The sequence below is a fragment of the Streptomyces sp. NPDC005423 genome (genome assembly GCF_040606415.1).
Taxonomy (GTDB): Bacteria; Actinomycetota; Actinomycetes; order Streptomycetales; family Streptomycetaceae; genus Streptomyces.
In genome coordinates this window covers 14,329-39,462 of the sequence record NZ_JBEXET010000062.1, presented here as the reverse complement: position 1 = coordinate 39,462, position 25,134 = coordinate 14,329, and the positions used below count along the sequence as shown (strand labels likewise).

The following is a 25,134-nucleotide window of genomic DNA, read 5'->3' as shown; positions in this document are numbered from 1 at the left end:
GATCTTGGAAGCCGTGCCTGTGCCGCTTCCCGAGCCAGATCAACCTGTCAGACCGTCACGAACCGGATGGCCTCCGACTTCGCCGACACCCTGCCCGCCACCCTGGTTATTGCCCGGTGGCTGGTATTGCCAGGACGCCGACGCGATACTCGCCTCCGGCGTGCTGTAATTCCCCGTATCGACCGCGACTCTCTGCGTCAGCCCACGATTGTCGATGTGAGCGATGAGATTCTCCCGGTAGGTGTTGAGCCTGTCGCTCGCCCTTCGCTCAGCTTCGCTCAGCTTCGCTCACTGCGTCTGCCAGCGGTTGTCGTACACCCGCTGTTTGCTCGTATACGACCTGGGCTTGGGTATCGTTGTATCCCTCGTTGGCGATGTGCTGCTGTATATCCTGGTCAAAGGCGTTCAGCTCCTCCACCCGCTCCTCGAGGCGCTGGCTGGCTCTTTCGATGTTGCGCCACGGGTTCGCCTGGTCGAAAGCTCCTCGCTCCCGTGCGGGCAGGGCGTCCCGGACGGCCTCGATGCCCTGCTCAGCAACCAGTTGACGAGCGGTCGCCGGAGCCGCCGGCGCGGTGTGGATCTCAAAGTTCAAGTCACCTTGAAATGGATAGCTCATTGAAAGTCCTTCGGTGGTCGGAAATCTACGGCACAACGTGCCGCCCGCCCGAACGGTTCAACCTGTGCTTGCGGCAACGCCATCATCGAGCGTTTTCAGTACGGCCACCGGTCGAGTGATGCCGCCGGGGTGCGCGACGCACGAGGCCGCCGTGCCGTTGGGGGAGGTGTTCGAAGTCTCAACCCGCAGGCACAGGGGCCGCGTTGGTTCCGTATTCTGCCGCCCTCGACCTGTGTGGCCCGCCCTGGTCGAGCGGGTCACGACGCTCATCGTCACCCGTGAGGGTGACCGAGGATGCATTCCCGCCGCACCAGCGTGCGCCGGTCGCCCTGGCATACCTGCGCAAGCACGACACGCTCGCCTGCATGGGAGCCGGCCCGTGGGTGACGACACCGCTCAGACGCCTGCCGGGCCGCGACCTCACGCCCACCCTGCAAAACGTCCACCGTGCGCAGCGCGAGCACCGGTCGGGCGCGGCGTCGGGCAGATGCCGGGTGCGGATCTTGGAGTCGTCCTCGTGGAAGGTCCGGTCCCGGACGTGGTGCAGGATGTTTTCGATGCCCAAGGGCCCGCGGATTCAGGCGGCGAGTTGGGTGCCGGTGGCCTCGCCGGGATGCAGGCTGTGATCCGGTAGACGCGCTGTCGCCATTCAAGTTCAGCAGTGCCGCAACAGGCAAGGTTCGCCCTGTCGCGACGCCATGTACGTGCTCTCGCCGTACCGGCCGAACCCGGCGACCAAACCGCGGCCCTGGTCCCGCGTTTCATCCCAAGTGAAGGCTTCCAGGTGGGGTGCCGGAGCTGCGGGAGCGGATGATGGAGGAACGGACACGGCACCTTTGTGGATCTTAAAGCATGGAGAACTTCATGATCTACAGGTGCCGTGTCCGCTTGCTCCCGGGCCTATCACCGCGATCAACCAGCCCAAGCCAGGACATGACAGGCAAACCGGGGGCCCTGGCCCTTCAGCGTGCCCATCGCCGAGCTTCTTGCTGGCCCCCCTGCTGAGAGTTCAGATACTGGCGTTGGGCGGCCGGGTCGTGGGACGCGGCGTGTGACTGGTCCCTACCGTTGAGATCGGGTTGCAACTGGCCCGCATACCCCGCGAAACTACTGGTGCCGGGCTCAGTCGGCCAAGGGGCGTTGCCGTGTGGACCGAAGTTCTGGGCTACGTCGAAGCGCTGCCACTCGGCGGGGTGCTGGTCCTGCAACGCCGCCGCAGGGCCTGCCGCAGCCCGCAGGGCCTCGGCAGGTGTGACGTAGTTGAGTGCTGCGCCGTCCGCGAAGTACTGCGACGGCCACGGGAGGGCGAACTGCGGCATCACGGACAAGTTCGCGTATCCAGGTTGCCCCAGTCCCTGCCCGTACCCTTGCAGGTGCTCGGTCCCGAGATCCCCCAGGGCCGCTGCAAAGTCGTGGATGTAACCGGAATCAGCCGGCATTTGATACGAGGCTGGCTCCTGCACCATCGGCCCCTGCACGAACCCCATCTCGGGCCAGGAATCCCATGAGACCGCTGCAAAGTCCGTGTAGTCAGCCGGCATCTGGTGAGAAAACGTATCCTGCCCCTGCCCCTGCCCCTGCTCGGTCCCGCCCTGGAACACGAACGCATTATTTCGGTCAACTTCCCGCGCCGTATCCGGATTGATCTGCAGTCCTTTTAGAGGCCTGCCTGCTGGGTTCACCCGGGATACCAGCCCGATTTGGGCGAACTCCAGGGCCACCTTTTCCGGGTCGCTCACCGTCGCGGGCGAGTTCCGCTTGGCGAGGCCCGCCAGGCGGCCTCCGATAGCCACCGGCTTTCCCGTTTCTGAGAGCACCACCACGAGACTTTCAGGTGGTATCTGTCCCTTTTTGAATGTACCTTCTGCAACTGCTTGATAAATCGCCTGCGCGTATTCTGCATGGTTTTCCCGCGCTTTGCTACTGTATGCTGGCAGCATGGAGCCCGGAGTTACTTTGTACCCCCAACCTTGCACAGCCGTCATGGAGGCCCCTGCAATGCGCAGCACTTCCGCCTCACGGGGCCCCGCATAGTCATGCCCTCTTGTCATGGCAAACGATTTGACCTGAGCCAATCGTGCTCCATAATCAAATTCCTCTCCATTCACCATTACTTTGAAAGGCCTGCTGGGCGCGCCCCTGCCCTGCCATGCCGCTTCATGGCCGTCCTGACCGAACACCCTTTTTGCTATGTTTGCCCATTTTTCATCATGTTCAGGAGTTGTCATGGGATCTTCCTCGGTGGTGGCGGAGATGCTGCGCCGTCTTCCCCGCAACGCGTCCTGCGGGGTGCCGGTTCAAGGGTTGTGCTGAAAGGCGGGCCTTTTCCGGGTGTGAGGAACATCGGTACAGCGGTTGGCGCTGAGATTGATCTTGATGGTTGCTTGCCCTGAGTCTCATGCTCCCGCCGCCGGGGCGGCCTGTTCGTCGTGCTCCCGCAGCATCCTCATGACGGTGGCGGGCGAGGGGTGCTGGCCCTTCTTCACGCCCGTGGTGATGACGAGCCGCTTGGCGATGTCGCGCAGGCTCATTTCCTGATCGCGCAGGTGGAGGGCCATGGACAGCATGGACTCGTCGGTGACGCTGGCCCCGCCGATGGTCTTGCCGCGCTTGCGGGCGGACTCGTGGCCTTCGAGGGTGCGGTCGCGGATGTACTCGCGCTCCATGCCGGACATTGCGGCGAGCACCGTGAACACGATCCCGGAGGGATCGTGCGAGCCCTTCAGTTCTCCGGTGAGGAACTCCAGGCCGACGTCGCTGGCCTTCAGTTCCTCGGCGAGCATGGCGAGTTCGATGCCGCGGCCGAGGCGCTTGTGCTCGTGCACGACGAGGGTGACGGCGACGCCGGAGGAGTGGATCTCTCCGGCGAGCTTCACGGCGGCCTCCAGCTCCGGTCGTTTGGTGGCGCGGGTGGAGATCTTCTCCGAGAAGACGCGGGTGACCCCCGCCTCGGTGAGGGAGTCGAGTTGTGCGTCGAGGGACTGCCGGGCGGTCGAGGCGCGAGCGTAGCCGAGGCGGACGTGTCCGACAGGTTCGGTGCCGGCGCGCACGGGTCGGGGCAGTTCGGTCCACGCCGAGCCCGGCTTGCGTATGGCTGGGGTCGGCACGCTCAGCGCTTTGGCGAGTTGGGGTACGAGGCGGAAGCGTGCGGTGTGGTACTGGATGGCCGCCTTGTTCTTCCCGGTCTGGCACGGGGAGCCCGCGGGGGCGGCGCAGGTGGACATCGGGCAGGGTTGCGATTCCACGCGCTTGAAGTCGTCGCTCACAAGCTCGGACTGTTTCATGAGGGCGTTTCAGACGCCCAGTCGTTTGCAACAACTCATGAAACACGAGCGCCGCAGTTGGACCGCCGGGCGGCCGGGTGTTTCATGAGCGGTCACCTATGCAACATCCCGTTCCGGGTGGGAAAGGTGATCAACCAGTCCGCGGGGCACCGGGGCGGCATGGCTGCCTGACTTCTGGCCGCTGCGGCGGCGCGGCGCAGACGCGCCCTGCCCCTGAGGGACAGAGCGCGGAGCGCGGGCGGACGTCGTGCGCGCCGGCGTCAAGGCACTCGTCGCCGACTGTCTGGCCCAGGGGCAGCAAAGCCCCGACCGGAGGCCCGCAAGCGCATGGTCGACCTGGCGTGCGCGGCCCTGCGCGCCCAGCGGTAGCGATGTCTGCCGACCGCGCCCAGGATCGGGCGGGGCCGTTATCGCACGGTGCCGCAGGACGTCCGGGGCGTCGAAGGCGTACCTGTTCTCGCTGCTTGACCGCATCGTTGGCTGCCTGATCGGCACGGCGAGTGGTCGTGGCTACGCGTTCGCCTGCTTGCCGTCGGCCCGGCGGGGAGCGGGGCTGTGGGTGAGGATGCGGCGGAGTTCGGCGGTCTGCTTGTCGACGGCCTGCGGGCCGTTGCCGGTGAGCAGCCGCACGGTCGGCTCGTAGGCGGTTTGCGGGGCGGACATGTTGAGGGAGGACGCGACGGTGAAACCGGCTTCCTTGATGGCCACGTCGACGAAGTAGGGGAGTCGGGTCTTCTTGCCCGGGACGTGCGGGTAGAGAAAACTCAGCGCGAACAGCTCGCCCATCTTGGGGACGGTCGAGATGGGTGCGGCGAGGAACGGGTTGTCCTTCACGGAGTAGGCGGCGCCCTGCGCGTCGATGCGCTGCCGGGTGGAGGTCACCGCGATGGGCGCGTGGCAGATCAACGAGATGGTGACGCCGTTCTCCCGGGCCACGTGGAGGGTTTCGCCGAGCCACGGATTGTCGCGGAAGTCGACCATGGGGGCGTGACCGCCGGGGGTGTGGATGAAGTCGAAGTCGGCGAAGGTGAACGCGTCGGCCGCGTCGCGGTGGCGCTGGACGAGGTCCCGCAGCGAGTGGAAGGTGCCCTCGGGCAGCTTGTCGAGGCGGCGGATCAGTTCGGGGCGGTACTCGGCGAGCTCCGGTTCGCTGTTGGGCAGGAGGTCGGAGACCGGGATCCGGCCGATGTGCCGCTCAAGCAGCCGCACTTCCTGCTCGCGGCGGGCGACCAGCTCGGGGTAGCGCTCCCGGAAGCCGTTGACGGTGAACGAGCGGCGGCGCTGCTGCATGCGCAGGGGGATCGTCCTGGCGCCGATCTTTTCGATGTAGTGCATGGACAGGGCCATGCCGTTGATATCGAGTTGCGGGGCGTTGCCGTCGGGCGTGGCGAAGGTGAACTCGTAGTCGTCCTCGAACTCCTTGAGCACTTGAGCCATCTCCACCAGGAAGAACCCGGTCGAGATCGACTTGACCTCGGCCGGCGCTGCCAGCGGCAGCCGGTGGCCGGACGAGATGATGATCAGTGCGCGACGCTTGGTGGTGGGCATTACGGGGCTCCCTTCAGTGGGCCTCGATGGCGTGGGCCGGGTGGGCGCGGTCGGCCCACTCCTGGTTTGGTTGCTGTTTGTTGTGCGGGACGGGTTGCTCGGACTACCGGCCGAGAGGCATCCGCGACGGGGTCGGCATGGTGCTTGCGGAAGCAGGGGATGTCGCATCCCGCTGGGGAAGGGCCTGCTGCCTGCGGGGGTGAGGGAGCCTGGGCGGGTGTGCCACCAAGGCTCCCTCAGGTGTCGGCGGTGCGGTGACACGCCGTGGTGTGGGCGTGTCATGGCCCCGCGGGCCGGGCGCTACTTGCCTTCCGCGGCCTTGGACACGTGCGCCCACTGGTCCCACTCGGCCAGGCGCTGCTGGTACACCGCGGGTATCCACTGGGTGGGCTGCTCGCCGAAGAACACGCGCAGCGGCGGCTCCTCGGCGTCGACGAGCGTGAGGATCGCGGACTTGAAGCCGATCGGCTCCGGGAGTACGACCTGCGCCCGCTGCGCGGCCATGTTCTCGTGCAGAGCCGCGTACGCGGGATGCGCGTCGGCGACGATGGCGGATGCACCGGACCAGTCGGTGGCGAAGCCGCCGGGTTCGACCAGGGTGACCTTGATGCCGAAGCCGGCGACTTCCTGGGCGAGTGCGTCCGTCATCCCTTCCAGCGCCCACTTCGACGCGTGGTAGGCACCGAGGGTCGGGTACGCGACGATTCCGCCGATGGTCGAGATCTGGATGATGTGGCCCGCGCGCTGTTCGCGGAGGATCGGGAGGACCGCCTGCGTGACATGGAAGACACCGAACAGGTTCGTCTCGATCTGGTCGCGCAGCTGCTGCTCGGTGATCTCCTCGACCGTTCCGAAGAGCCCGTAGCCCGCGTTGTTGATGACGACGTCGATCCGCCCGAACTTCTTGTGCGCGGACTTCACCGCGGCGAACACCTGGTCGCGGTGGGTGACGTCGAGCTCGACCGGGAGGACGGCGTCGCCGTACTGCTCGACCAGGTCACTCAGAGTGTCCGTGTTGCGGGCGGTCGCTGCGACCTTGTCGCCACGCTCGAGGGCGCCGAGGGCGAACTCGCGGCCGAAGCCTTTCGATGCGCCGGTGATGAACCAAACTTTGCTCATGATGTAAACCTTCTCTTCGTGTGGTGGGTGTGCCGCCCGGGCTCGCTCAGGTGTCGGCGGTGCGGTGACACGCCGTGGTGTGGGCGTGTCATGGCCCCGCGGGCCGGGCGTTTTCTACTTGCCTTCCGCGGCCTTGGACACGTGCGCCCACTCGGCCCAGGTGTCCAAGCGCTGCTGGTACACCGCGGGTATCCACTGGGCTGGCTGCTCGCCGAAGAACACGCGCAGCGGCGGCTCCTCGGCGTCGACGATCTGGAGGATCGCGCCGCCGACCCCCTCGGGGCCGGGTGCCTGGGCGGAGGCGCCCATCTCGGTCAGCGACGCGTACAGGGGGCCGTAGGCGACCTGGCCGTGCGCGGTGAAGACCGCCGAGCTCGCGAAGTCGGTGGCGAAGGCGCCGGGCTCGATCAGCGTGACCTTGATGCCGAAGGGCGCGACCTCCTGGGAGAGGGCCTCGCTCATCCCTTCCAGCGCCCACTTGGAGGCGCTGTAGCCGCCGGTGCCGCCGAAGGTGGCCACCCCCATGGCCGAGGAGATCTGGACGATGTGGCCGCTGCCCTGCGCCCGCAGGACGGGCAGTACCGCCTGGGTGACGTGGAAGACGCCGAAGACGTTGGTCTCCAGCTGGTCGCGCAGCTCCTGCTCGCCGAGGTCCTCCACGGCGCCGATCAGGGAATAGCCGGCGTTGTTGACCACCACGTCCAGCCGGCCGAACCGCTCTGTGGCCGCCGCGACCGCCTCGAACACCTGGGTGCGGTCAGTGACGTCCAGCTGCAGCGGCAGCACCGCGTCACCGAACCGCTCGGCCAGGTCGGCCAGCGCCTTGGTGTTGCGGGCGGTGGCCGCGACCTTGTCGCCGCGCTGCAGGGCGGCCTCGGCGAACTGGCGGCCGAAGCCGCGCGAGGAACCCGTGATGAACCAGATCTTGCTCATGGAAACACTCCTACTCGAAACAACGTCTTATGCGAAGACTGTAACTCTATTTGAGACGCAGTATCAACTTGAGATTTCGTGTACTCTGCGGGTATGAGTGACTCCGCCGCTACGCCCACCCGCTCCACGGCCAAGCCCGGGCTGCGCGAGCGCCAGCGCGCCACGATCCGGGCGGAAGTGACAGACGTGGCCCTCAGGCTCTTCGCCGAGCAGGGATTCGACCGGACGACCGTCGACCAGATCGCCGCCGAAGCCGGGCTGTCGCGCGCCAGCCTGTTCCGCCATTTCGGCACGAAAGAAGACATCGTTCTGGCCGACCTGGACGAGATCGGCCGCCAGGTCACCGACGCGCTCGCCGCCCGGCCCGACGCAGAGCGGCCCTGGGAGGCACTGCGCCGCGTGTTCGATGTGATGACGCGGATGCTCGAGGCGGAACCCGAGCGGATGCTCAGCTATCTGCGGATGCTCCAGGAGACGCCCTCGCTGCGCGCCCGGCACTTCGAGAAGCAGATGCACTGGCAGGAGATAATGGCCCCGGAGATCGCACGCCGGCTGGGGGCCAGTCCCGGCCAGCTGGATGATCCCCGGCCGGCGGCCCTCGTCGCGGCCGCCCTCGCCTGCGCCGACGCGGCTTCGGCGGCGTGGGTGGCCTGCGAGGGAGCAGTTCCACTGACCGTGCTGCTCGACCGCGCCATGGGCGCATTCACCGACTAGCCGTTCTGCCCGCGCGCGTACCCACTCCGCCGTTCGCCGCCGTGCCGGGCGCCCATGCCGCCCGGCACCCGGCTCACTCCTCCGTACCGTCGTCGTCCTCGTCGAGACCGACCGCGTCGGGGTCACGCAGGGGCCGCAGGCCGCCTGCCGGGGTGGACGGGGTGAAGCTGTAGCGGCCGAGCACGTTGAGGTTCTTGTGCTTGAGCGGGGACAGCCGGGCGATGTCCTCGTCGCGGATCTCGTGGCCCTCGGCACGCAGCTGGGCGACCGCGGCGTCGATGTACTTCGTCGTCCACAGCACGACAGCGTTCAGCACCAGCCCCAGCGAGCCGAGTTGGTCCTCCATCCCGTCTCGGTACGCCTGGTGGATAGTGCCCCGCTTGCCGTGGCAGATGTCCCGGGCGAGGGTGTGGCGGAACTCCTGGACGCTGAGCTGCTTGCCCATCTGCCGTCGGTAGGTGTCATCGACCGGGTCGACGACCTGGAGCAGGTACAGGGTCTTGGCAATGCGCCCGTACTCGGCGAACGCCTGCCCCAGCGGCGTCGGTCGTCCATGGTTGCCGAACATCCGCAGCAGGTCATAGGCCCGCACTTGGTTGGTGACCAGGGAGCCGGCCACCTTCAGCATGTCCTCCCACTGGGTGGTCACCTTCTTCAGGTCCACCTTGTGCGTGCGGGCCAGGTCCGTCAGCGGCCCGTAGCCGCCGGTCTCGATCCCATCCACCTCTGCCCGCCAGAACCTCTGGTCGTCCAGGTCCTTGAACCGCGGGGAGAAGTTGTAGCCCAGGATCTTGAACAGGCCGAACACCATGTCGCTGTTTATATGGACAGTTCAAGTTGATCTTCCTTCGGGTGCGTCGTCCGGATCGTTGGCGCTGCGGGGATGAAGCTGCGGAGACATAGGGTGAGCTCTTCGACGAGGTGACGCGAGGGCAGAGCCGTGGATGTGACCGTCCAGTGGATACGGACCCCCTGGACGAAGCAGTCCCGGGGAGGCGAGGCTGCCGCCCGCAGGAACGCGGCCCCGGCTGGCTTCACTGTTCCGTCTGCGCTGCCCTCGGTCGCGCACGTGGTTCGCATGCACGAGCGGGACGGCTTCGATCCCCAGGAAGGCAGGGAGGACCTGCGGAAGGTCGACGTGCAACTTCGCGAAGCCGAAGGCCGGTTGCGTGTCCTTCCCCGCGTTCAGCCGCTGTAAGCCATACCGCCTCGGCCACGACGGCCTCCGGCCGTGCGCCTTGAACCGGGACAGTGGCTCCGCTGGCAGCTCAACTACCGTTTCAGTAGCGCAGCGGGGATACGGGGCTGGTCGTACTGGCTGGACACGTTCAACGTCGCCTTCGGCCCGGTGAGCGTCGATGTGTTCCTGTCGGTGCCCACGGTGTTCGTCGACGAGCGAGGACCGCTCCGATAGCTGATTCGTGGTGTGCTCAATCACTGGCGTGTGCGGCCTCTGCTTCGACGTGCGCGGGCTCGCCGAGGTCGGCCAGGAGTCTGTCGATGCGGTCGCTGGTGCAGCGATGGCGTTCGACCTCCCGGTCCCAGCCGCGTTCGGCAGCGTCGTGGGCGAGGGTCTGCTCGACTTCGCGTCGAGCTCGCAGCCGCGGCGCGTACTCGGGCGTCGTGACGAACTTCGCGCAGGTCAGGTAGAGGTCGCACTCGCAGGGGCCTTCGGCGGGAAGGCGCAGGCAGCGGCCGAGTTCGAGTTCGGTCTTGAAGAAGTTGCTCTTGAGCCAGTCGATCGAGGTATCGGGCAGTGTTCCGTTGCGTAGTTCGTCGGCGGCGGGGCCGGCGATCGTGGCGCCGGGGCCGAGGACGGCCTTGTAGTCGCGCAGCACCTCCTGGTCGCTGATCTGCGCATAGACGAGGGCCATACTCACGGAGGTGTGTCCGAGGACCTTCATGATCGTATGGAGCTTCGCGCCGCGTTCGGCGAGCTGGGTACCGACGGTGTGCCGGAACCGGTGAGCGGAGACGGTGCCGCGACCGGTGCCGCCGCGTCCACCGGGACGGACCAGTCCAACAGCCTTGCAGGCTTCCTGGATCGGAGTCTCGAACAGGTAGTACGTCGACAGCAGCTTGCCGTGGCTCATGAACAGGTAGCGGATCTCCTCGCTGGTGCGCTCGTCGGTGAACGGCCGCTCCGGTGCGTGTCTGCGCAGGTCAATGAGTTTCTGCAGAGCTTCCGCGGCGTCCTCATGGAGCGGGACGACCCGCTCTTTGTAGGTCTTTCGACCGGACAGACGCAGCCGCGCGGTGCCGTCGGGGTAGCGGTCCAGGCAGTCCAGCGGCAGCCGCTGGATCTCGGTGCGGCGGGCCCCGGACCAGCGTGCCACCAGCAGGGCGGCGCGTTGGAACGGGCAGGCAATCGCGTCGATGACCGGCATCAGCTTGTCGAGTTCGTGGTCGGGGATGAACCGGGGCACCTTCTGAGGGAACTTTGGGGCGTCACCCGCGCCGATGAGGGTGTAACCGGGCACGTCGGCGTACTGCCAGATTGCAGTGTCCCGGAAGAACTGGGATAGCCCGGAGATCCGCTGGATCCGGGACATCACGCCGAGCGGTTTGCCGGTCCTCTCCGTCGGCTCCTCGGCGATATGGCCGATCCACCCGAGGCAGTGATCCCGTGTGACATCAGCGAAAGTGGTGATCTCGGAGTGGTTCTCGCCGAGCCAGTTGCCGAACACGCGCACCGCGAGCTCCAACTTGTCCACCGTCGAGGGGGCGTCGGTCAGCTTGCGGGCCGCCAGCCATCTCTGCGCGACGGCCAGCATCCGTGGCGGCAGCTCCATCGACGGCTTCCACGACGGCATCAACTTGCGTGGCTGAGTGGCCACTTGGCCCCGGTGGAACAGCACAACCTGCAACTGGTGCAGGTGGGTCACCCACTGCTTGGAGGCGTTGTCCCGGTAGTTCTGCACCGACGGGTAGAAGCGGTTCAGGTCCTCACGCTCGCTGAACAGCCGGACAGCTTCAAGCGCTCCGGCGATGTGCTCCTCGGTGACGTGTTCCGCCCGCGAAAGGCCCGCGTGCAGGGCGATCCGACTCACCGTCCAGTTCACCGCCTGCCTGGCCGAGCCCGCGGCATAGCCGAGCGCGACGGCTTCCTCGATCAGGGCGGCCGTGCCCAGATCGATCCCCATCTCGGCGGCCGGATCCACCACCCGCAGCTGCCCGGCGCCGAGCATCCACGGGTAGTCGAATGCGATGTACCCGCGCAGAGCGAGGAACAGCAGGTAGGGGCGGGCGTAGAACGAGATCGGAAAGGAGGGTGCCGTGTGCGGTTCGCCGGGCAGCCGGCCGACCCGTTCCACCAGTGGCGCGGCGAACCAGTCGGTCATACTCGGCCACCGGTCCATGAACACTCGGAAGCGTCGCAGTTTGGCGCCGCGGTAGCCCGGATGGATGTCCTGCCCGTTCAGGAACGCGAGGTACTCGGCCTCGGGGCAGTGCCGGGCGGGCCGCCAGGACCGTGGCGGTGCCACCGCGAGTGCCGCCGCGGTGGAGACCGGCCCGGCCCTCACTGGTCGGCTCCGCCGCGGCCCAGTTGGTCGAGCGCCTTGTGATAATCGGCGACGACGGCCGGATCAGAGACCCGGGTGTAGATACGTGTCGACTCCGGAGAGGCATGGCCAAGTCGCTTCTGTAGCGTCAGTTCCCGCATGCCGCCCTCCCACATGCTGGTCGCGTGAGTGTGCCGCAGGGCGTGCGGGGTCACCCACGGCTCGCGGATCTTGGCCCGGGTGCAGGCACGGGAGAACATCCGCACCAGCCCGTCGTAGCTCAGCGCCTCCAGACGCCGGGTCCCGCGACCGCCGATCAGGAACACCAGTCGGCTGTCGGCCTCGGCGGGACGCTCGCCCATCACATAGGCGCTGACCGCCGCGAGGGTCTCCGCCTCGTGCAGATCGACGACCCGTTCGTAGCGGGACTTCGACCGGGCACCCTTGGGATGGTCGTCACGGTGACGGACCACCACCCGCCGTCGGCCGTAGGCCAAGTCGTCCAGGTGCAGACCGAGAACCTCGCCGGGCCGCAGGCCGCCGTGGAGCATCAACAGGACGATCGCCTTGTCGCGCAGGCCGCGAAGCTGTGCCAGCAGGGCCTTCACCTGGTCATCGGAGAGCGGTCGCGGCACCCGTTGCACGGTCTTGACGCGCACGGCCCGGCGGACCGGGCGCTGCCGGCTGGCCCGGCCCATGAACGGGCGGTGCCTCTCGGAGACTCGCGCGAGCGCCGGGTCCGGCCGTTTCTCCAGTGGATTTGCCCTGTCCATGAGCCCGGACAGGATCGCGTACTCGTAGAACGAGGACACCGCCGCCAGAATCCGGTTCACCGTGCTCGCCGCGAGCTTGGTCGCCGGCCCGTCCGCATCCAGGGTCACAACCGACAGGGTCATCCGACGCCGAGGCCGTCGAGACGGCACCGAGCGCAGATACTCCAGCAGTGCGATCGAGTCCGGCGGCCCGAAGCGTTCCCAGCTCAGACCGCTACCGGCAAAGAAGAGCCACAGGTGCCGGAGGTCGTACGCGTAGGACACCAACGTGTTCGGCGAGCAGTCCCGGGCTGCGAGGAACCGCAGGAAACCGGAGACCACCTCGACCGGTTCGCCGCTCTCGTCGAGCAACTCGACACGCAGCGAGCCGTTCTCCCGGCCTTCTCGTACCCGCATAGACGCCTCCGCCACCGTCGCGTACGACGGCTCGGACGGCCGCCCCTGACCCTCAACGAGAGGCAAGGTGTCCATGTAACTAAATACGAGGCGTTGTCGGTGGCGACCATCTCCGGCTTCACCCCGCCGTCCAGGTTCAGCAGGGCGTCCAGGATGTGCAGGGAGTCGCGGGGCGTGCCCGGGACGACCATCTGCCCGATGCCGAAGACCTGGTCGTTGACGGCGTTCAGCCAGGTGATGCCGCGCTTGAAGCCGAAGTACTTCGGATTCGGGGCGGTGCTGATGGAGCGGACCGGGACGACGAAGCGCAGTCCGTCGACGGAGGCGAGCAGCCCGTTGCCCCAGTGCGCCACGATCGGCACCTTCGCCTGGGCCTCGATCAGGGCGGCGTTGGCCGCGGCGATGGTGTCGGCCCGCAGGTAGTACTGGTCGACGTGGACCAGCCGGGAGCGGGTCAGCGCCTCGTGGCCGGGGTTGGTCACCGGGGTCATGCCGATGTTGCACGCCTCGCTCACCAGGAGCGCGACGACCGAGGTGGTGAGGTCCTTCATGCGGGTCTTGCCGTCGCCCAGGTGCACGAAGGCGTCCAGGAACCCGGTCCAGGAGTGCACCTCGAACAGCAGGTCCGGAAGGTCGATCTTCGGGAGCATCTTCTCCACCCGGCGCCGCAGCCAGGCCAGCGACTTGGGCACCCCGAGCGGCCCCGAGCTTGTCGACGTTCAGCTTCGCGCGGCCGCCGCCCTCGGGTATCTCGATGCTGACCTTCGCATCCGCGCCGGCCTCTTCGAAGCGTTCGGCCATCTGCTTCCACGCCGCGTCCAGCACCCGCACCAGCTCCGCCAGATGCTCCTCGACGGCCGCCTCCAGGCTCAGTCCCGCCAGTACGTCCTCGCGCACCGCCAGCCACGGCTTGCCGTCCAGCAGGCGGGCGCGCGGGTTGGAGAAGCGGTGCGAGGGAGAAGCGAAGATGGCGCGGCTGACCAGCGCCCGGTACAGCTGCTCCAGCACGCACACCACATACGCGTCGCGGTCCACCGCGCCCTGCGGCAGGTCCTTGTTCCGAGTGTCCGGCAGGCTGCGGCGGTGCGGCGGGCCTGGTGCTGGACCTTGGGCTTGTCGATCTGTTCGGGGTTCTTCACGTCCAGCAGCAGCACGGTGCCGTCGGTGCGGCGGATGAAGATGTCGGGGTAGTGGGTCCAGGCGCCGTCGGTGTCGACGCCCTCGAAGATGAACGGCTGGGCGGTGAAGCAGGCGACCTTGGAGTCGAAGTCGAGGAGTTTCATCCAGCGGGCTTCCAGGAAGCTTTCGTACTCCACGACGGTGTCGCTGCTGGCCGCCCAGTAGAAGCCGGGGGTGTGCTTCTGCCCGGCGTAGGAGGGGATGTCCCGGGCGGGCATGCACGTTTCGAAGGGCACCTCGGCGGCCTGATTGGCGGGCATGAGCCGCTCGATGCCGCCGGCGTCGTAGAAGCGGATGAACAGGTGGTGGTCCGCGTGCCGGATCGGGGTCAGGCTGCGGGTTCTCTTCGGGCTCATGTCCCTCCTGGCGTGTCGGGGTGAAGGAGGCCGTGTCCGTAAGCGGTCAGATGGGCGGCGACCGTGTCGGGGATCCAGGCGGCGAAGCGGCGCCACCCTTCCCGGACGGACTCCGTGCTGGCCGATGGCCACAGCCGGGGGTCGTAGGCGGGTGCTTCGCGGACGTCGCCGCCGGTGAAGTGCTGCCAGACCCAGGCCGCAGCGTGTCGGCGCCGCTGGAGGGTGACGTCGTGGTCCAGGGGGCGGCACACCTGATACAGCACCGCGTGGGGGACGGCGGTCAGCGTAGCCAGGGCCCGGCGGCGGCCCCCGTAGTCGACGAGGCCGCGGCGGTGGTACCGCCGGGCGAGCCGTTCGGCGCTGTCCCAGAACGCGTCAGGGTCGGTGATGCGCTGGACCAGCGTGTTGGCCGCGCGGGCGGCCTTGAGCGGGTCCATGGCCAGATCGCCGGCGGCCTGCTGCCAGCTCGGGGCGTCCGCGAGGCGGGCCAGGCACATGGCGGCCAGGCGGCGCCCGCTGGCCGGGGCCGTGCCCGGCAGATGGGGTGCCAGCAGGTCGGTGTAATCGTCGGCGTCCACGAGGTGGGGTAGATGGTCCGCAGTGAAGGCGACCACGGGGACGGGGCGGGTGGCGAGGGCCCCGGCGACGTGGGTGGCCGGCGGGACGGCGCCCCGCACCAGCGGTTCCAGGCAGGCCGGGCGGGGCACGGCCCTCAGCGGATCGCCCTTGCCCGAGGTGCGGCGCCGGGCGACGGCCCGGCCGATCCACTCACTGAGCAGGTCCGAGCCTGACCGCTGGCCTGGCCCCAGGAGCACGGGCTCGGCCAGGGCGAGGATGGCCGCGGCGTGGGCCGCAGCGGGCGGGACGGCCCCCATCTGGGTGCGCGCGCCGCCCTGGGTAGCCCGCTGCCGCGCGTGCTGTTCGGCGGTGAACGCCTCGGCCGCCTCATCGGGCAAGAAGGAGCACGCGGCGAGGTCGTCGTCGGTGGCCACCAGCCGGGCCACCGCGGTGGTGAACCGCAGCGCGGCGAAGAATTCCGCTGCGGCCACCGTACGTCCGGCGACACGCGGCACGGTCCGGCCGTCCGCGATGTCCAGGACCCGCTGCTGCAAGGCGGCGAGCGGCCGAGACCGGCGTGGCGGGCAGAGCGGCCAGCTTCTGGTCGCACAGCCCGGCCTTGCGCCGCCTGCCCGCCGGCCGGCGGTTGTTGCAACGGCTCAGGTCCATCTCCGGGCGGCGGGAGGAGAGCCCCCGGGGATGACCGTTGTAGCCCTGGCCCAGTCTCGTCCGGCAGCGGCGGCAGACATCCGCCAGCAGGACGTGGTGCACCGGGTACACCGCTGCGATCCCCAGGCGCCACCACAGGGGCCACACCGGACGCTCCGCCAGGCATTTCGGACATGCCCGGCTGGCGGTGAACAGGGCCCACTCCTGGTGGCCGAGCACGGCGAGCGACGGTTCCGAGACCGAGCGGTCCAGTCCGGCGAGGTTCAGAGCCGTCCCCGCGTACCGGGCCAGCTGCATCGCCCGCAGGTCCCGGGCTCCGAGCCCGGTGGCGGCCCCGGCCCGCCGAAGGCTCCGTCCGGAGAGCGCGACACCGAACAGCAGCGGACGTACCACCACTCCCGGACGGCATTCCAGCCCCAGAGCCAGCGCGGCCTCCCCCGGAGCCAGCTGCCAGTCGGCCGCCGCCCGGCTGAGCCACGAGGCGAACGACTCCCCCTCTACGGGGACCAGCACCGCCGGAAGCCGCCGCGACAGAGCTGTCCCCCATCGCCTACCCTCGCAACGATCGTGTAGGAAATCTCCTACAATTGAGGGACTGTACTACGGTTACCGATTGTGGCGAACAGTGATTCCAATGCCGAGGTCCCGGCCCAGCGGCTGGCCTTCGGCCGACGGCTGCGTGCTCTGCGTACACGGGCAGGGCTGACCCAGACCGCCGTGGCCGTGGCGGCCGGGATGGACCGGTCCTTCTACGCCGAGGTCGAAGCGGCGGTTCACAGCGTTTCCGTCGACCGCATCCCCGCACTCGCCCAGGCCCTGGGGGTCAAGCCGGCCGACCTCTTCCAGGACCCTGAGCCGGGCGACCTCTAGCCGGTAAAGTCGAGGCCCCGTCTCAGCGTGCGCGCTGATGGCCCAATCACTCTGCTGGAGCACACGGTGTGGCCGACTACGACTTCCGCACCCTCTCGCCCAACGACTTCGAGATACTGATTCGCGATCTCCTCGCAGCCGAGTATCACTGGCGCTTGGAGGCATTCGGGCGTGGCCGCGACGGAGGCATTGACCTACGGGCGAAAGCATTAGAGGGGAAGGTCGTCGTCCAGTGCAAGCACTATCTCGGCTCGTCATTCAAAGATCTCCGCGCGTCGGCACGCCGCGAAGTCCCAAAGATGAACAAGGAGAAACCCGACCGCTATCTCTTCGTCACATCCCAAACCCTGAGCAGGACCCAGAAGGACACCCTTGCAGAGGATCTCGACCCATGGCTTTCCGACACCGCTGACCTACTGTCCCAAGCGGACATTAATGACCTAATCACGCGACACCCGAGGGTGGAGCAGCAACATTTCAAGCTCTGGCTCGCCTCGACGACAATCCTGGAACGCATTGTTCAAAGCGGTATCTGGGAGCGCAGCGAGGCACTGCTTGAGGACATCAGGGACCGAGTCAAGCTGTACGTTCCCACCGACAGCTTCAACTCAGCGCACGAACTACTCGACGAAAAGCACGTCGTCGTCCTAACGGGTTCACCTGGAGTCGGCAAGAGCATGCTTGCCGAAATGCTCGCCCTGAGGTACTGGCACGAGGGATGGCAAATCGTTTCGGTGGGAACCGACATTGACAACGCATGGAGTGCATATAAGTCCGGCCGCAAACAGGTTTTCCTGTATGACGATTTCCTCGGGCAAACGGACATCAGCGAAAGACGCGCGAAGGACAGTTGGATAATTCGCCTGATGGACCGTGTGGCGCGGAACCCGGACAAGCGACTTGTCATGACTACGAGATCTCAGATCCTTCAACAGACTCGACTGATCAGCGAACCCATCGCTCAAGCCGACTTTCGAGTCCTCGAGTGTGTAATAAATATCGCCGACTACGGGCCGGTCCAGCGGGCGCGCATGCTGTACAACCACATCTACTTTTCCACCCTCTCGCGAGAGGTTGTTAGAGAGTACGTAGAAAACTCATCCTACTGGTCAGTCGTAAACCACAAAAACTTCTCCCCACGGATCCTCGAACTGGTCATCAAGCGGGCGCACCCTCCGGCGGATGAGTTCGCGCGCGCTCTTAACCACACGCTTGATCACCCATTGGATCTTTGGAGAATCGTCTTCAATAACGGACTGTCTGACCTTGCCCAATGGATAACGCTTACACTTGCCTCATTCCCCGTCCGCGGCGCCAGCTCTAGCGACCTCAAGGCTTTGGTTCAAAAGGGGGCGAAGCCAACGGAATACACTAGCGCGCTTCGAGTACTGGAAGGCACTTTCGTCCGCGTAGAGAAAAGTAATAGGGTCACGGTGATCTCCTACGCAAACCCGAGCGTACGCGACTTCACCCTCGCTTTCCTTGACGAAGAACCGGACTACCTGATGGCCATCATCGGGGCCGCGAGGCACCTGACTCAGGTGAGCATACTTCTCGGGTACGCAGTATCCGGAGATGGTGGAAAGCTCCGATTTCAGCACTACGCCGATACCGTGACCCTTCACTCAATCTCCATTGCCAGGAAAATGATGGAGTTGATCAGCGAAGAGAGGGAAATCAGCAGATCTGATGCGCACGAATCTCCCAGGGTATACACGCGAACGATTAAGCCCCTCCTCAACTTGCTGGAGCCGACACATCGACTGATGGAGAAATCATTCGATGAGCTCCTTGCAGTGGCGATCGGGCTACTCAAGAGTGAAGCCTCTGAGTACATGGAGCCTGACGATTTGAGGCTCTTCAATACGGCATTGATGATGCGTTACGCAGAGGATCCAGATCCTGCCCAAGAAGAGCTCAAATGGGCATTTGAGAGCTGGGGCGAATTGCTATACAGCAGAGATGACGTGATCGCATTCGAAGAGTTCTATGAATCATATGCTCTAACCCTGAGGCGACATTTCGACCCTGCCGAAAAGTTTCACCAGAGCGCCTTTTCTGGGCTGCGACAGGATCTAGATGACATGTCCAGCAATAGACAGGATCGAGATTCCGATCACCAGTGGATCGACGAAGTTGAAGGGGTGGCAATCAGAGTCGGCGTTTTCGACGATATGAGATCGGAAATCGAGTCCGCCCGAGACTCGGTCGAACAATATTACGCGGAAGGCGAGTATCCCTACCGCCAGTCTGATCCTGAGGCGAGATACGGGTTCCCAGGAACCTCTACATCGGCTTCCGAACGCATCGCGATCGATGGTATGTTTCGCGAGCTTTCATAGCCTCAGACTCCAGCTGACTGTGCTTCCCGACCTCCGACGGCATTATCCTCAGGGGCCCAGGTGAGAAAACCGGTCGGGGACACAGCTTCCACGACTTGCCTCAGCGAGTAGGTCCGTTGCTAAGATAACGTCCCCTTACCTCGATCGACGGTCAGATGCCCTCGGCCGCACGGCCGTCATCTCCCTTCCTTGGCGGCTGAGCCGATCAGGAACACCTGCCCACCAAGACCAGCAGTCCAAGTCCCCAATTCGGTTATCGGGGCCCACACTGATTGCTCACCCGCGGAGCAACGATCGGTTTTGCCAATCCAACCGTACCCGCCGGCTTGAACCCCTTCTTCTCGGCACTGTTCGCTGAATATGTCGGCCTGTACCCTTCAAGGTATGCCGCCAACTTAATTGCCTCCTGCATAGGGCCATCAACTTGAGCAATCCGAATATAATCCTTCCATTCTTCCTTCTCGGCTTTGAGGTGATGCCCCTCCGCGTCGATAATAGCCTCTAGCCATGCAGCTCTCTGCTTGCTGGACATCAAGAGCACAAGTTTCTCGGGCCCCTCGGCCATAACGCCGCTTCGCTCAATGAGTGTTGCTCCTCTATGCCCAGTGGCCGGCGGCCATCTCCCGGCTGACCATCGGTCATATCGAAGAAACGGCGGCGACGGTCCGCATCCGCCTCGGTGCTGTCGCGGTCGCCCTGCCGGGGCCAGTCGCCGAGCTGGCCCTGCAGCAGGTTTCCGCCCGCCGCAGCCACGCGGTCCTCGCCCAGACCGACTCGCCCTGGCTCTTCCCCGGCGGCCAGCCGGGCCGCCCGATCAGCGCCCGGGCCATGGGCGAAAGGCTCCGCAAGCTCGGCATTCGGCTCGCCGAGGCCCGATCGACCGCGCTGTTCCAGCTCGCCACCGAGCTGCCCTCCGCGATCCTCGCCCGCACCCTGGGCATCCACATCAGCGTCGCAGTCAAATGGCAGCGGGCCGCTGCCGGCGACTGGGCCGCCTACGCCGCCGACGTCAGCAACCGCACTCGAAAGGCTCCAGCCTCGTGACCTTCCAGGACCATCTCCGCACCCTTGCCGAGCAAGCGATCAGCTCAATCCCGGCTGGCGAGGCAGAGGACATCTACGTCATCTCGTTCTTCATCGACAACGAGAGGGACGACCCACGACAGCCCACCCTGACCATCGGCTACAACACCGAAGCCCAGTTCCAACACACCATCGCGAACGCCTCCGACGAGGCGGAAGCCCGCTGGAACTACGCCTTCTGGCTGCAGAACGAGCTCACGGTCATCGGCGACCTCACCCGAGACCCCGACGGAGCCACAGCGCGCCACCGGTGGATCAGCGATCTCGGACTTTGGTACGACGAACCGGCCCGCGCCGAGGACTGGACGACAACCGTCGGACCCATGGCCGCGAAGATCGAAGCCCACTTCAACCAGGCGTGCGTCCATCTCGCTCGCGACCTCCACAACGATGGCGTCATCAAGAGCGTGATCGGCAAGCCGGTCCCGGTGGTCCTCCACGAACTGGAGTACTACGAAGGGATCGCTCGCCGGACCGAGGCCGCCAACCCACCCGGACTCACCGACGACTTCACGACCTGGGTCCGCACCGGCTGAGGCATTCAGGGAGTTCCAATACCCGACTCCACCATCAGCCGGACTACACACCATCGACATCTTCCTTATGGTCAGCACGGTGACCCAAACGAAATGCTCTAGGCACACTCGCCATGCCAGCCCAGGTTCCTGACCCGCCCCGGCTGCGGCCCGGGGATCCCCGACTGCTTCCTGCGGTACCCGTTCCGGGCTGGCAGGAGTCACTGCCGAGCTGGATCAACCGGCTCTGTCTCGCCTACGAGGTACGCGGCCCGGACAGCATCCCCGCCCTCGGACTCAACGTCCGGGGGGAGATGCGCCCGACCACGGCGGGGCTGGCCCTGTCCCCGCCCTCCATCGCGGCACTCGGCGCGGCGACCGGCTTCTCCGAACAGACCATCGGCGGGATGCTGCTGTCGCGGTTCACCGCCACAGCACTGCCCAACCTCCCACGCCCGCCGTACGGGCATCCAGGGGCGCTGACGGCCTGGGCCGCCGGGGCATGGGCGCTGCGCCGCCATTCGAACTTCTGCCCCCGGTGCCTGGCACGGGACGGCCGCTGGCGGTTGGAGTGGAAGCTGCCCTGGAGCTTCGTCTGCCTGGACCACATGATCTACCTGTGCAACCGCTGCCCCCAGTGCGGGAGAACGCAGAGCGGCTTGTGCTGGGGGCGGGACAGCCGTGAGTGCCGCCTGATGCAGCCCGCGTCCGATGTCGCTGCCTTGCTCCGGGCCGACCTCCCGCTGCAGAAAGAGCCGAACGCCGTGTGCCGCGGGCGTCTGGACGAGGCCGCCACGGTCCCGGTCACCGATGCCCGCGCCTTCGAGGGGCAGGAACGGCTGATGCGCTGGCTGTACGGCGCGGTGGACGAGTCCGCGCGGGAGGAGGAGTTCGCTTCGCTGACCGCCCTCGCCGCCCAGTGCCTGACTCCCGAGACGCTACGAAGGGCTCAGCCGGAGCTCCGTCCCGTGCTCCCCCTGGACGGCGATGCCTGGCCCCGGACCTAGCCCGAGCTGTCCCCATTGTGGACCGACCCGCTGTGGATGGCCGCTGCCGCCCATGTGGCCCAAAGGTTCTCGGCGACGCGCTACCGTCCGGAGCGGTCGGTGCTATGGCTGAACCTCCGCCAGCCGGGCCCCGCGCACCCATGGAAGCGCCTTTATTGGCGCAATCCCGCCCTGCACGGGACGGCCTTGGTGTTCGGCCCGTTCCATCACGGCACCGAGCACATGCGCGAGGCCTTGCGGACGGGCCTTGTGGCACTTCCCTATCAGGGGCCCGCCTACATCAACACCCACTCGCCCTACCGTGTGCACCCCGCGGCAGGGTCCAAGGTGCTGCCCTATCCCCAGAGGTCCGAGTGAACCCGCAACACGCCAGCGGCGATACGCCGAAGCCGCCCCCGGCTTCCGGGACCACAGCGGCTCGTCCCCGGAGCCGGCAACGCGACGCAGCCGGGCCCGCTCCGGCCGGGCCACCGCAGCGGCGTCTGCCCGCCGTGCCGGTGCCGTTGTCCGGCGAATCCCTGTTCAGCTGGGTCGATCACCTCGCTTTCTCCTACGAGGTGGATCGCACGCAGATCATGAACCGGCTCGGTCTGGAACCGAAGACCGCCCACGCGTTTCGTCTCGCACGCCACACCGCTGAACTGACGGTTACCGCCGCCATGTCGCTGCACGCCGGAACGGGACTGAGCCCGGAGGCCCTGCGCGACATGACGCTGTTCGGCTTCGTCAAGGAGAGCGAAGGCCGGCTCAGGCGTCACCCCGAGTACGACTGGGCTCCGGAAGAAACCTGGTCCTTCTGCCCACCCTGCCTCGAACCCCCCGCCCGATGGCCGTTGCGGTGGTATCAGTGGTGGGCGGTGGTGTGTCCCGAGCACGGTCGCTATATGGCGTCCCACTGCCCCGGCTGCGGCTCTCCGTTCTCTCCGTCGATTCTGCGCTCGGACGCGCCGGGACGGTGCCCTGGGTTCCTCGACCGCGACGATGAGCCGTCCAGGATCCCGTCGAACGCCAAGCGCCGTTCCAAGCGCAAGCGCTGCGGCCGGCCCCTGTGGGAGATGGATACGCCGCCGGTCACCGACCCCGTGGTGCAGCGCACCCATCAGCGGCTGACCCGGCTCATCGCCCCCGGCTCACCCACTGACGAGGACGAGCAGTGGTACACCGACCTGCGGGCCCTGTGGACGCTCCTCGAAGACCCGAACGCTTTGCGGGTCCGAAACTTCACCAGCCCGGACCCGGCCCTTCAGGAGCGCTTCACCACCGCCGAGGAGGACATTCCGCCCCGGGAGTGGGGTGAGACCGGCCCCGTAGTCAGTTGGCAGCCGTCCGGGGCGGGGTTCCTCTCCCCGATGCGTCGCACGACATCCGGTCCATGGGGCGGAATGGTCTGGAAGGGGCAGCGTGATCCGGTGACCCAGGCGGCCAAGCTCCATGTGATCGGCATGGTCCTGGAGAGCCAGGATGTGGCCGCTACCGTGCAAGAGGCCTTCTCCGTGGTCAGCCAGGCACGCCTTCGGGACTTCGGCGAGCGTGTGCCGTCGTACCTGGGCAAAGCCAGCCCTCAGCTGCACGAGCTCATCGAACGAGCGCTAGCCCCAGACGCGTTGGCCCGGCTCCACGGCCCCCAGCCGGACGGTCACGTCCGGGGCTGACGCGGTTCTCTACCCCCTGGCGGGTGCAGGAGATTGCGGTGGCGAGGCCTCTTCCGCCCAGACGATCACGTCTCGTCGTCGGCCGGGGCTTCGGAGGTGACGGTCAGGGCGAGGGGGCTCGCGCGGAGGTCTGTTCAGCAGTTCAGAGCGAGAGCGTGTCCGCCTCGGTTTCCAGGAGGTCTGCGGGGAAGAAGCCGTGTCTGCCTGGCCCTGTTCCGGTGAAACGGTAGACGCGGGCTTCGGACAGGACATTTGGGGGCGGGTCACCGTTCTCGATGATGACGGCCTGACCGGGGAAGTCGAGCATGTCTGCGTAGAAGTGGTCGACGACGTGCGAGGTGAGGTCCACGTCCTCGCCGACCGGTTCGTCGTCCAGGATGGGGTCCCGATAGGTGACCACCGGTGAATCGAGAACGATGAAGCCCGGGTGCGGTCTGCCGTTGTCCAGACAGAACTGGGCCAGCGCGGTGGTGAATGCGGAGTGCAGGCACCGCAGATGCAGTATCCCGAGCCTGCGCAGACCGTGAAAGACCTGGTCATCGCGGCCGGGAGGGCGGCCGCGAGAGCGGTGTCCTGGCGAGAAGGCTCCCGACCAGGCAAAGGAATCAGCGGCTTCAAACGCATCTACTCGCGGTTCGTGGCTCTGCGCATCCGCCCGGCCGGACGCGGCGTCCGCCAGGCCACCGACGGTCCTGAACTGCCCGAACGCTGGCTGCTGGCTGAATGGCCGGCCACCGAACCCCAACCCGTGCAGTTCTGGCTCTCCAGCCTGCCCTCCGGCATGCCGCTGGCGACCCTGGTCCGGCTGGTCAAGCTCCGCTGGCGCATCGAACACGACTACCGCGAGATGAAACAGGCCCTGGGCCTGGCCCACTTCGAAGGCCGCACCTGGGGCGGCTGGCACCACCACGTCACCCTCGTATCGGCCGCCCATGCCTTCTGCACGCTGCAACGACTGGCACGAGACCCAAAAGACACGGCGCCGGCCTGAGCCTCTACAAGGTCGTCCGCGAGCTACAGACACTCCTCGCTCTCTGGACCGGCGCCTGCCCCACCTGCCACCGCGACATACCCACACCACTACGAACCTGACCAAGCACTACTTAGACGTCATCTCATTTGGCTGGGTAAGCTGCCGGTCGTGGTGGGGATCGTTGAGCGGCTGGTGCCGGATGAGTTGTGGGAGCTGTTTCAGCGGGTGGTGCCGGAGGCGCCGTCGCGACCTCAGGGAGGTGGCCGGCGTCGGCACGGCGACCGCGAAGTGCTGGCCGCGATCGTGTTCGTGGCCACGTCGGGCTGCACGTGGCAGCAGTTGCCGTCCGCCTTCTTCGGTCCGTCAGGGGCGACGGCTCACCGGCGCTTCGCCGAGTGGACGAGGGCCCGCGTATGGGCCAAGCTCCACCGCCTGGTTCTCGACGAGCTGGGCTCCCGTGGCGAGTTGGACTGGTCCCGGTGTGCGATCGACTCGGTGAACATGCGGGCGCTGAAAAGGGGGACCTGACAGGCCCGAATCCTGTCGATCGGGGCAAGTACGGCTCGAAGATCCACCTGATCACCGACCGGACCGGTCTGCCCCTGTCCGTCGGAATCTCGGGGGCGAACCTGCACGACAGCCAGGCGCTGATCCCGCTGGTGAAGGGCATACCGCCGATCCGCTCCCGGCGCGGACGCCGACGGCGCAGGCCAGCCAAACTCCACGCCGACAAGGGATACGACTACGACCACCTGCGTCGATGGTTGCGCGGACGCGGCATCAAGCACCGCATCGCCCGCAAAGGCATCGAGTCCTCGACCCGGCTGGGCCGCCACCGCTGGACCATAGAACGCACCATGTCCTGGCTCGCCGGATGCCGCAGACTGCACCGACGCTACGAGCGCAAAGCCGAGCACTTCCTGGCCTTCACCAGCATCGCCTGCACCCTCATCTGTTACCGCAAACTCACCAAATGAGATGACGTCTAAAGATCAAGTTAGTCACGACGGGTGAGCCCCGCCGGTCCCAGTGGGAGCGGCGGGG

18 protein-coding genes and 7 pseudogenes are annotated in these 25,134 nt (G+C 66.7%); 11 read left to right on the top strand and 14 right to left on the bottom strand.

All coding sequences use genetic code 11. From position 1 onward, the window contains the following. Nucleotides 1-268: 268 nt before the first annotated feature. On the bottom strand, nucleotides 269-616 hold the full coding sequence (locus tag ABZT12_RS36195) for a hypothetical protein (RefSeq protein ID WP_356393082.1): 348 nt from the start codon (nucleotides 614-616) through the stop codon (nucleotides 269-271). 203 nt (nucleotides 617-819) lie between these two features. Here ABZT12_RS36195 and ABZT12_RS36190 point away from each other — a divergent pair. After that, nucleotides 820-978: pseudogene (locus ABZT12_RS36190) on the top strand (IS5/IS1182 family transposase); the annotation flags it as partial. Nucleotides 979-1,578: 600 nt separating this feature from the next. Here ABZT12_RS36190 and ABZT12_RS36185 read toward each other — a convergent pair. From ABZT12_RS36185 to ABZT12_RS36165, 5 genes are all read right to left on the bottom strand, one after another. Further along, complete coding sequence (locus ABZT12_RS36185) at nucleotides 1,579-2,844, bottom strand: hypothetical protein (RefSeq protein ID WP_356393079.1); 1,266 nt, start codon at nucleotides 2,842-2,844, stop codon at nucleotides 1,579-1,581. A 168-nt stretch (nucleotides 2,845-3,012) separates the two neighbouring features. Then, entirely contained in the window at nucleotides 3,013-3,840 is an 828-nt protein-coding gene (locus ABZT12_RS36180; RefSeq protein WP_356393076.1) for a recombinase family protein, read from the bottom strand. Nucleotides 3,841-4,410: 570 nt separating this feature from the next. Further along, nucleotides 4,411-5,448 carry a hypothetical protein gene (locus ABZT12_RS36175; protein WP_356393073.1) on the bottom strand — a complete coding sequence of 346 codons (1,038 nt, stop codon included), beginning with the start codon at nucleotides 5,446-5,448 and terminating at the stop codon, nucleotides 4,411-4,413. A 300-nt stretch (nucleotides 5,449-5,748) separates the two neighbouring features. Continuing rightward, complete coding sequence (locus ABZT12_RS36170; RefSeq protein ID WP_356393070.1) at nucleotides 5,749-6,567, bottom strand: SDR family oxidoreductase; 819 nt, start codon at nucleotides 6,565-6,567, stop codon at nucleotides 5,749-5,751. Between the two features lie 114 nt (nucleotides 6,568-6,681). Then, nucleotides 6,682-7,500 (bottom strand): SDR family NAD(P)-dependent oxidoreductase, encoded by an 819-nt coding sequence (locus ABZT12_RS36165; RefSeq protein ID WP_356393067.1) that lies wholly within the window; start codon nucleotides 7,498-7,500, stop codon nucleotides 6,682-6,684. A gap of 93 nt (nucleotides 7,501-7,593) precedes the next feature. Here ABZT12_RS36165 and ABZT12_RS36160 point away from each other — a divergent pair, with 93 nt between their 5' ends. Then, a complete protein-coding gene (locus ABZT12_RS36160; protein ID WP_356393064.1) occupies nucleotides 7,594-8,214 on the top strand; it encodes a helix-turn-helix domain-containing protein in 621 nt (206 codons plus the stop codon). 73 nt (nucleotides 8,215-8,287) lie between these two features. Here the strand turns inward: ABZT12_RS36160 and ABZT12_RS36155 are convergent. After that, nucleotides 8,288-9,031, bottom strand: a pseudogene (locus ABZT12_RS36155) (Tn3 family transposase); the annotation flags it as partial. Nucleotides 9,032-9,154: 123 nt separating this feature from the next. On the opposite strand from ABZT12_RS36155, the pseudogene ABZT12_RS36150 reads away from it, so the two are divergent. After that, a pseudogene (locus ABZT12_RS36150) lies at nucleotides 9,155-9,628 on the top strand (hypothetical protein). 16 nt (nucleotides 9,629-9,644) lie between these two features. Here ABZT12_RS36150 and ABZT12_RS36145 read toward each other — a convergent pair. The 6 genes and pseudogenes from ABZT12_RS36145 to ABZT12_RS36120 all read right to left on the bottom strand — a co-directional run. Next, entirely contained in the window at nucleotides 9,645-11,738 is a 2,094-nt protein-coding gene (locus ABZT12_RS36145; RefSeq protein ID WP_356393061.1) for a site-specific integrase, read from the bottom strand. Beyond that, complete coding sequence (locus tag ABZT12_RS36140) at nucleotides 11,735-12,886, bottom strand: tyrosine-type recombinase/integrase (RefSeq protein ID WP_356393088.1); 1,152 nt, start codon at nucleotides 12,884-12,886, stop codon at nucleotides 11,735-11,737. The genes ABZT12_RS36145 and ABZT12_RS36140 overlap by 4 nt, the downstream gene beginning before the upstream one ends. 83 nt (nucleotides 12,887-12,969) lie before the next feature. Next, nucleotides 12,970-13,921 (bottom strand): annotated as a pseudogene (locus ABZT12_RS36135) (Tn3 family transposase); the annotation flags it as partial. A 77-nt stretch (nucleotides 13,922-13,998) separates the two neighbouring features. Continuing rightward, nucleotides 13,999-14,283: pseudogene (locus tag ABZT12_RS36130) on the bottom strand (hypothetical protein); the annotation flags it as partial. 134 nt (nucleotides 14,284-14,417) lie between these two features. Next, the gene (locus ABZT12_RS36125; RefSeq protein WP_356393091.1) at nucleotides 14,418-15,533 is read right to left on the bottom strand and encodes a hypothetical protein; all 1,116 of its coding nucleotides are present in this window, start codon (nucleotides 15,531-15,533) and stop codon (nucleotides 14,418-14,420) included. Nucleotides 15,534-15,744: 211 nt separating this feature from the next. Continuing rightward, a pseudogene (locus tag ABZT12_RS36120) lies at nucleotides 15,745-16,161 on the bottom strand (TniQ family protein); the annotation flags it as partial. Nucleotides 16,162-16,263: 102 nt separating this feature from the next. Between ABZT12_RS36120 and ABZT12_RS36115 the strand changes: the two are divergent. From ABZT12_RS36115 to ABZT12_RS36090, 6 genes are all read left to right on the top strand, one after another. Beyond that, complete coding sequence (locus ABZT12_RS36115; protein WP_356393058.1) at nucleotides 16,264-16,518, top strand: helix-turn-helix transcriptional regulator; 255 nt, start codon at nucleotides 16,264-16,266, stop codon at nucleotides 16,516-16,518. Nucleotides 16,519-16,586: 68 nt separating this feature from the next. Further along, nucleotides 16,587-18,860 carry a restriction endonuclease gene (locus ABZT12_RS36110; protein WP_356393055.1) on the top strand — a complete coding sequence of 758 codons (2,274 nt, stop codon included), beginning with the start codon at nucleotides 16,587-16,589 and terminating at the stop codon, nucleotides 18,858-18,860. Nucleotides 18,861-19,445: 585 nt separating this feature from the next. Further along, entirely contained in the window at nucleotides 19,446-19,904 is a 459-nt protein-coding gene (locus ABZT12_RS36105; RefSeq protein WP_356393052.1) for a hypothetical protein, read from the top strand. After that, nucleotides 19,901-20,479: a hypothetical protein gene (locus ABZT12_RS36100; protein ID WP_356393049.1), complete on the top strand. Its 579-nt coding sequence runs from the start codon at nucleotides 19,901-19,903 to the stop codon at nucleotides 20,477-20,479. The genes ABZT12_RS36105 and ABZT12_RS36100 overlap by 4 nt, the downstream gene beginning before the upstream one ends. 113 nt (nucleotides 20,480-20,592) lie before the next feature. Then, nucleotides 20,593-21,465 (top strand): TniQ family protein, encoded by an 873-nt coding sequence (locus ABZT12_RS36095; protein WP_356393046.1) that lies wholly within the window; start codon nucleotides 20,593-20,595, stop codon nucleotides 21,463-21,465. Nucleotides 21,466-21,956: 491 nt separating this feature from the next. After that, nucleotides 21,957-23,117 carry a TniQ family protein gene (locus tag ABZT12_RS36090; protein ID WP_356393043.1) on the top strand — a complete coding sequence of 387 codons (1,161 nt, stop codon included), beginning with the start codon at nucleotides 21,957-21,959 and terminating at the stop codon, nucleotides 23,115-23,117. A 142-nt stretch (nucleotides 23,118-23,259) separates the two neighbouring features. Here ABZT12_RS36090 and ABZT12_RS36085 read toward each other — a convergent pair whose 3' ends face one another. After that, entirely contained in the window at nucleotides 23,260-23,517 is a 258-nt protein-coding gene (locus ABZT12_RS36085) for a hypothetical protein (RefSeq protein ID WP_356393040.1), read from the bottom strand. 168 nt (nucleotides 23,518-23,685) lie between these two features. On the opposite strand from ABZT12_RS36085, the pseudogene ABZT12_RS36080 reads away from it, so the two are divergent. After that, nucleotides 23,686-24,108, top strand: a pseudogene (locus ABZT12_RS36080) (transposase); the annotation flags it as partial. Nucleotides 24,109-24,267: 159 nt separating this feature from the next. Beyond that, nucleotides 24,268-25,067 (top strand): IS5 family transposase gene (locus tag ABZT12_RS36075; RefSeq protein WP_356393085.1). Its coding sequence is split into 2 segments (ribosomal slippage): nucleotides 24,268-24,603 and nucleotides 24,606-25,067, totalling 798 coding nucleotides; the frame shifts between segments, so codons are not numbered across the junction. Nucleotides 25,068-25,134: the final 67 nt, after the last annotated feature.

Excerpts from the sequence above, each read along its gene's own strand:
- ABZT12_RS36140 (WP_356393088.1), bottom strand. The coding sequence starts at position 12,886 with ATGCGGGTACGAGAAGGCCGGGAGAACGGCTCGCTGCGTGTCGAGTTG.
- ABZT12_RS36180 (WP_356393076.1), bottom strand. The coding sequence starts at position 3,840 with ATGTCCACCTGCGCCGCCCCCGCGGGCTCCCCGTGCCAGACCGGGAAG.
- ABZT12_RS36185 (WP_356393079.1), bottom strand. The coding sequence starts at position 2,844 with ATGACAACTCCTGAACATGATGAAAAATGGGCAAACATAGCAAAAAGG.
- ABZT12_RS36175 (WP_356393073.1), bottom strand. The coding sequence starts at position 5,448 with ATGCCCACCACCAAGCGTCGCGCACTGATCATCATCTCGTCCGGCCAC.
- ABZT12_RS36160 (WP_356393064.1), top strand. The coding sequence starts at position 7,594 with ATGAGTGACTCCGCCGCTACGCCCACCCGCTCCACGGCCAAGCCCGGG.
- ABZT12_RS36195 (WP_356393082.1), bottom strand. The coding sequence starts at position 616 with ATGAGCTATCCATTTCAAGGTGACTTGAACTTTGAGATCCACACCGCG.
- ABZT12_RS36095 (WP_356393046.1), top strand. The coding sequence starts at position 20,593 with ATGCCAGCCCAGGTTCCTGACCCGCCCCGGCTGCGGCCCGGGGATCCC.
- ABZT12_RS36170 (WP_356393070.1), bottom strand. The coding sequence starts at position 6,567 with ATGAGCAAAGTTTGGTTCATCACCGGCGCATCGAAAGGCTTCGGCCGC.
- ABZT12_RS36165 (WP_356393067.1), bottom strand. The coding sequence starts at position 7,500 with ATGAGCAAGATCTGGTTCATCACGGGTTCCTCGCGCGGCTTCGGCCGC.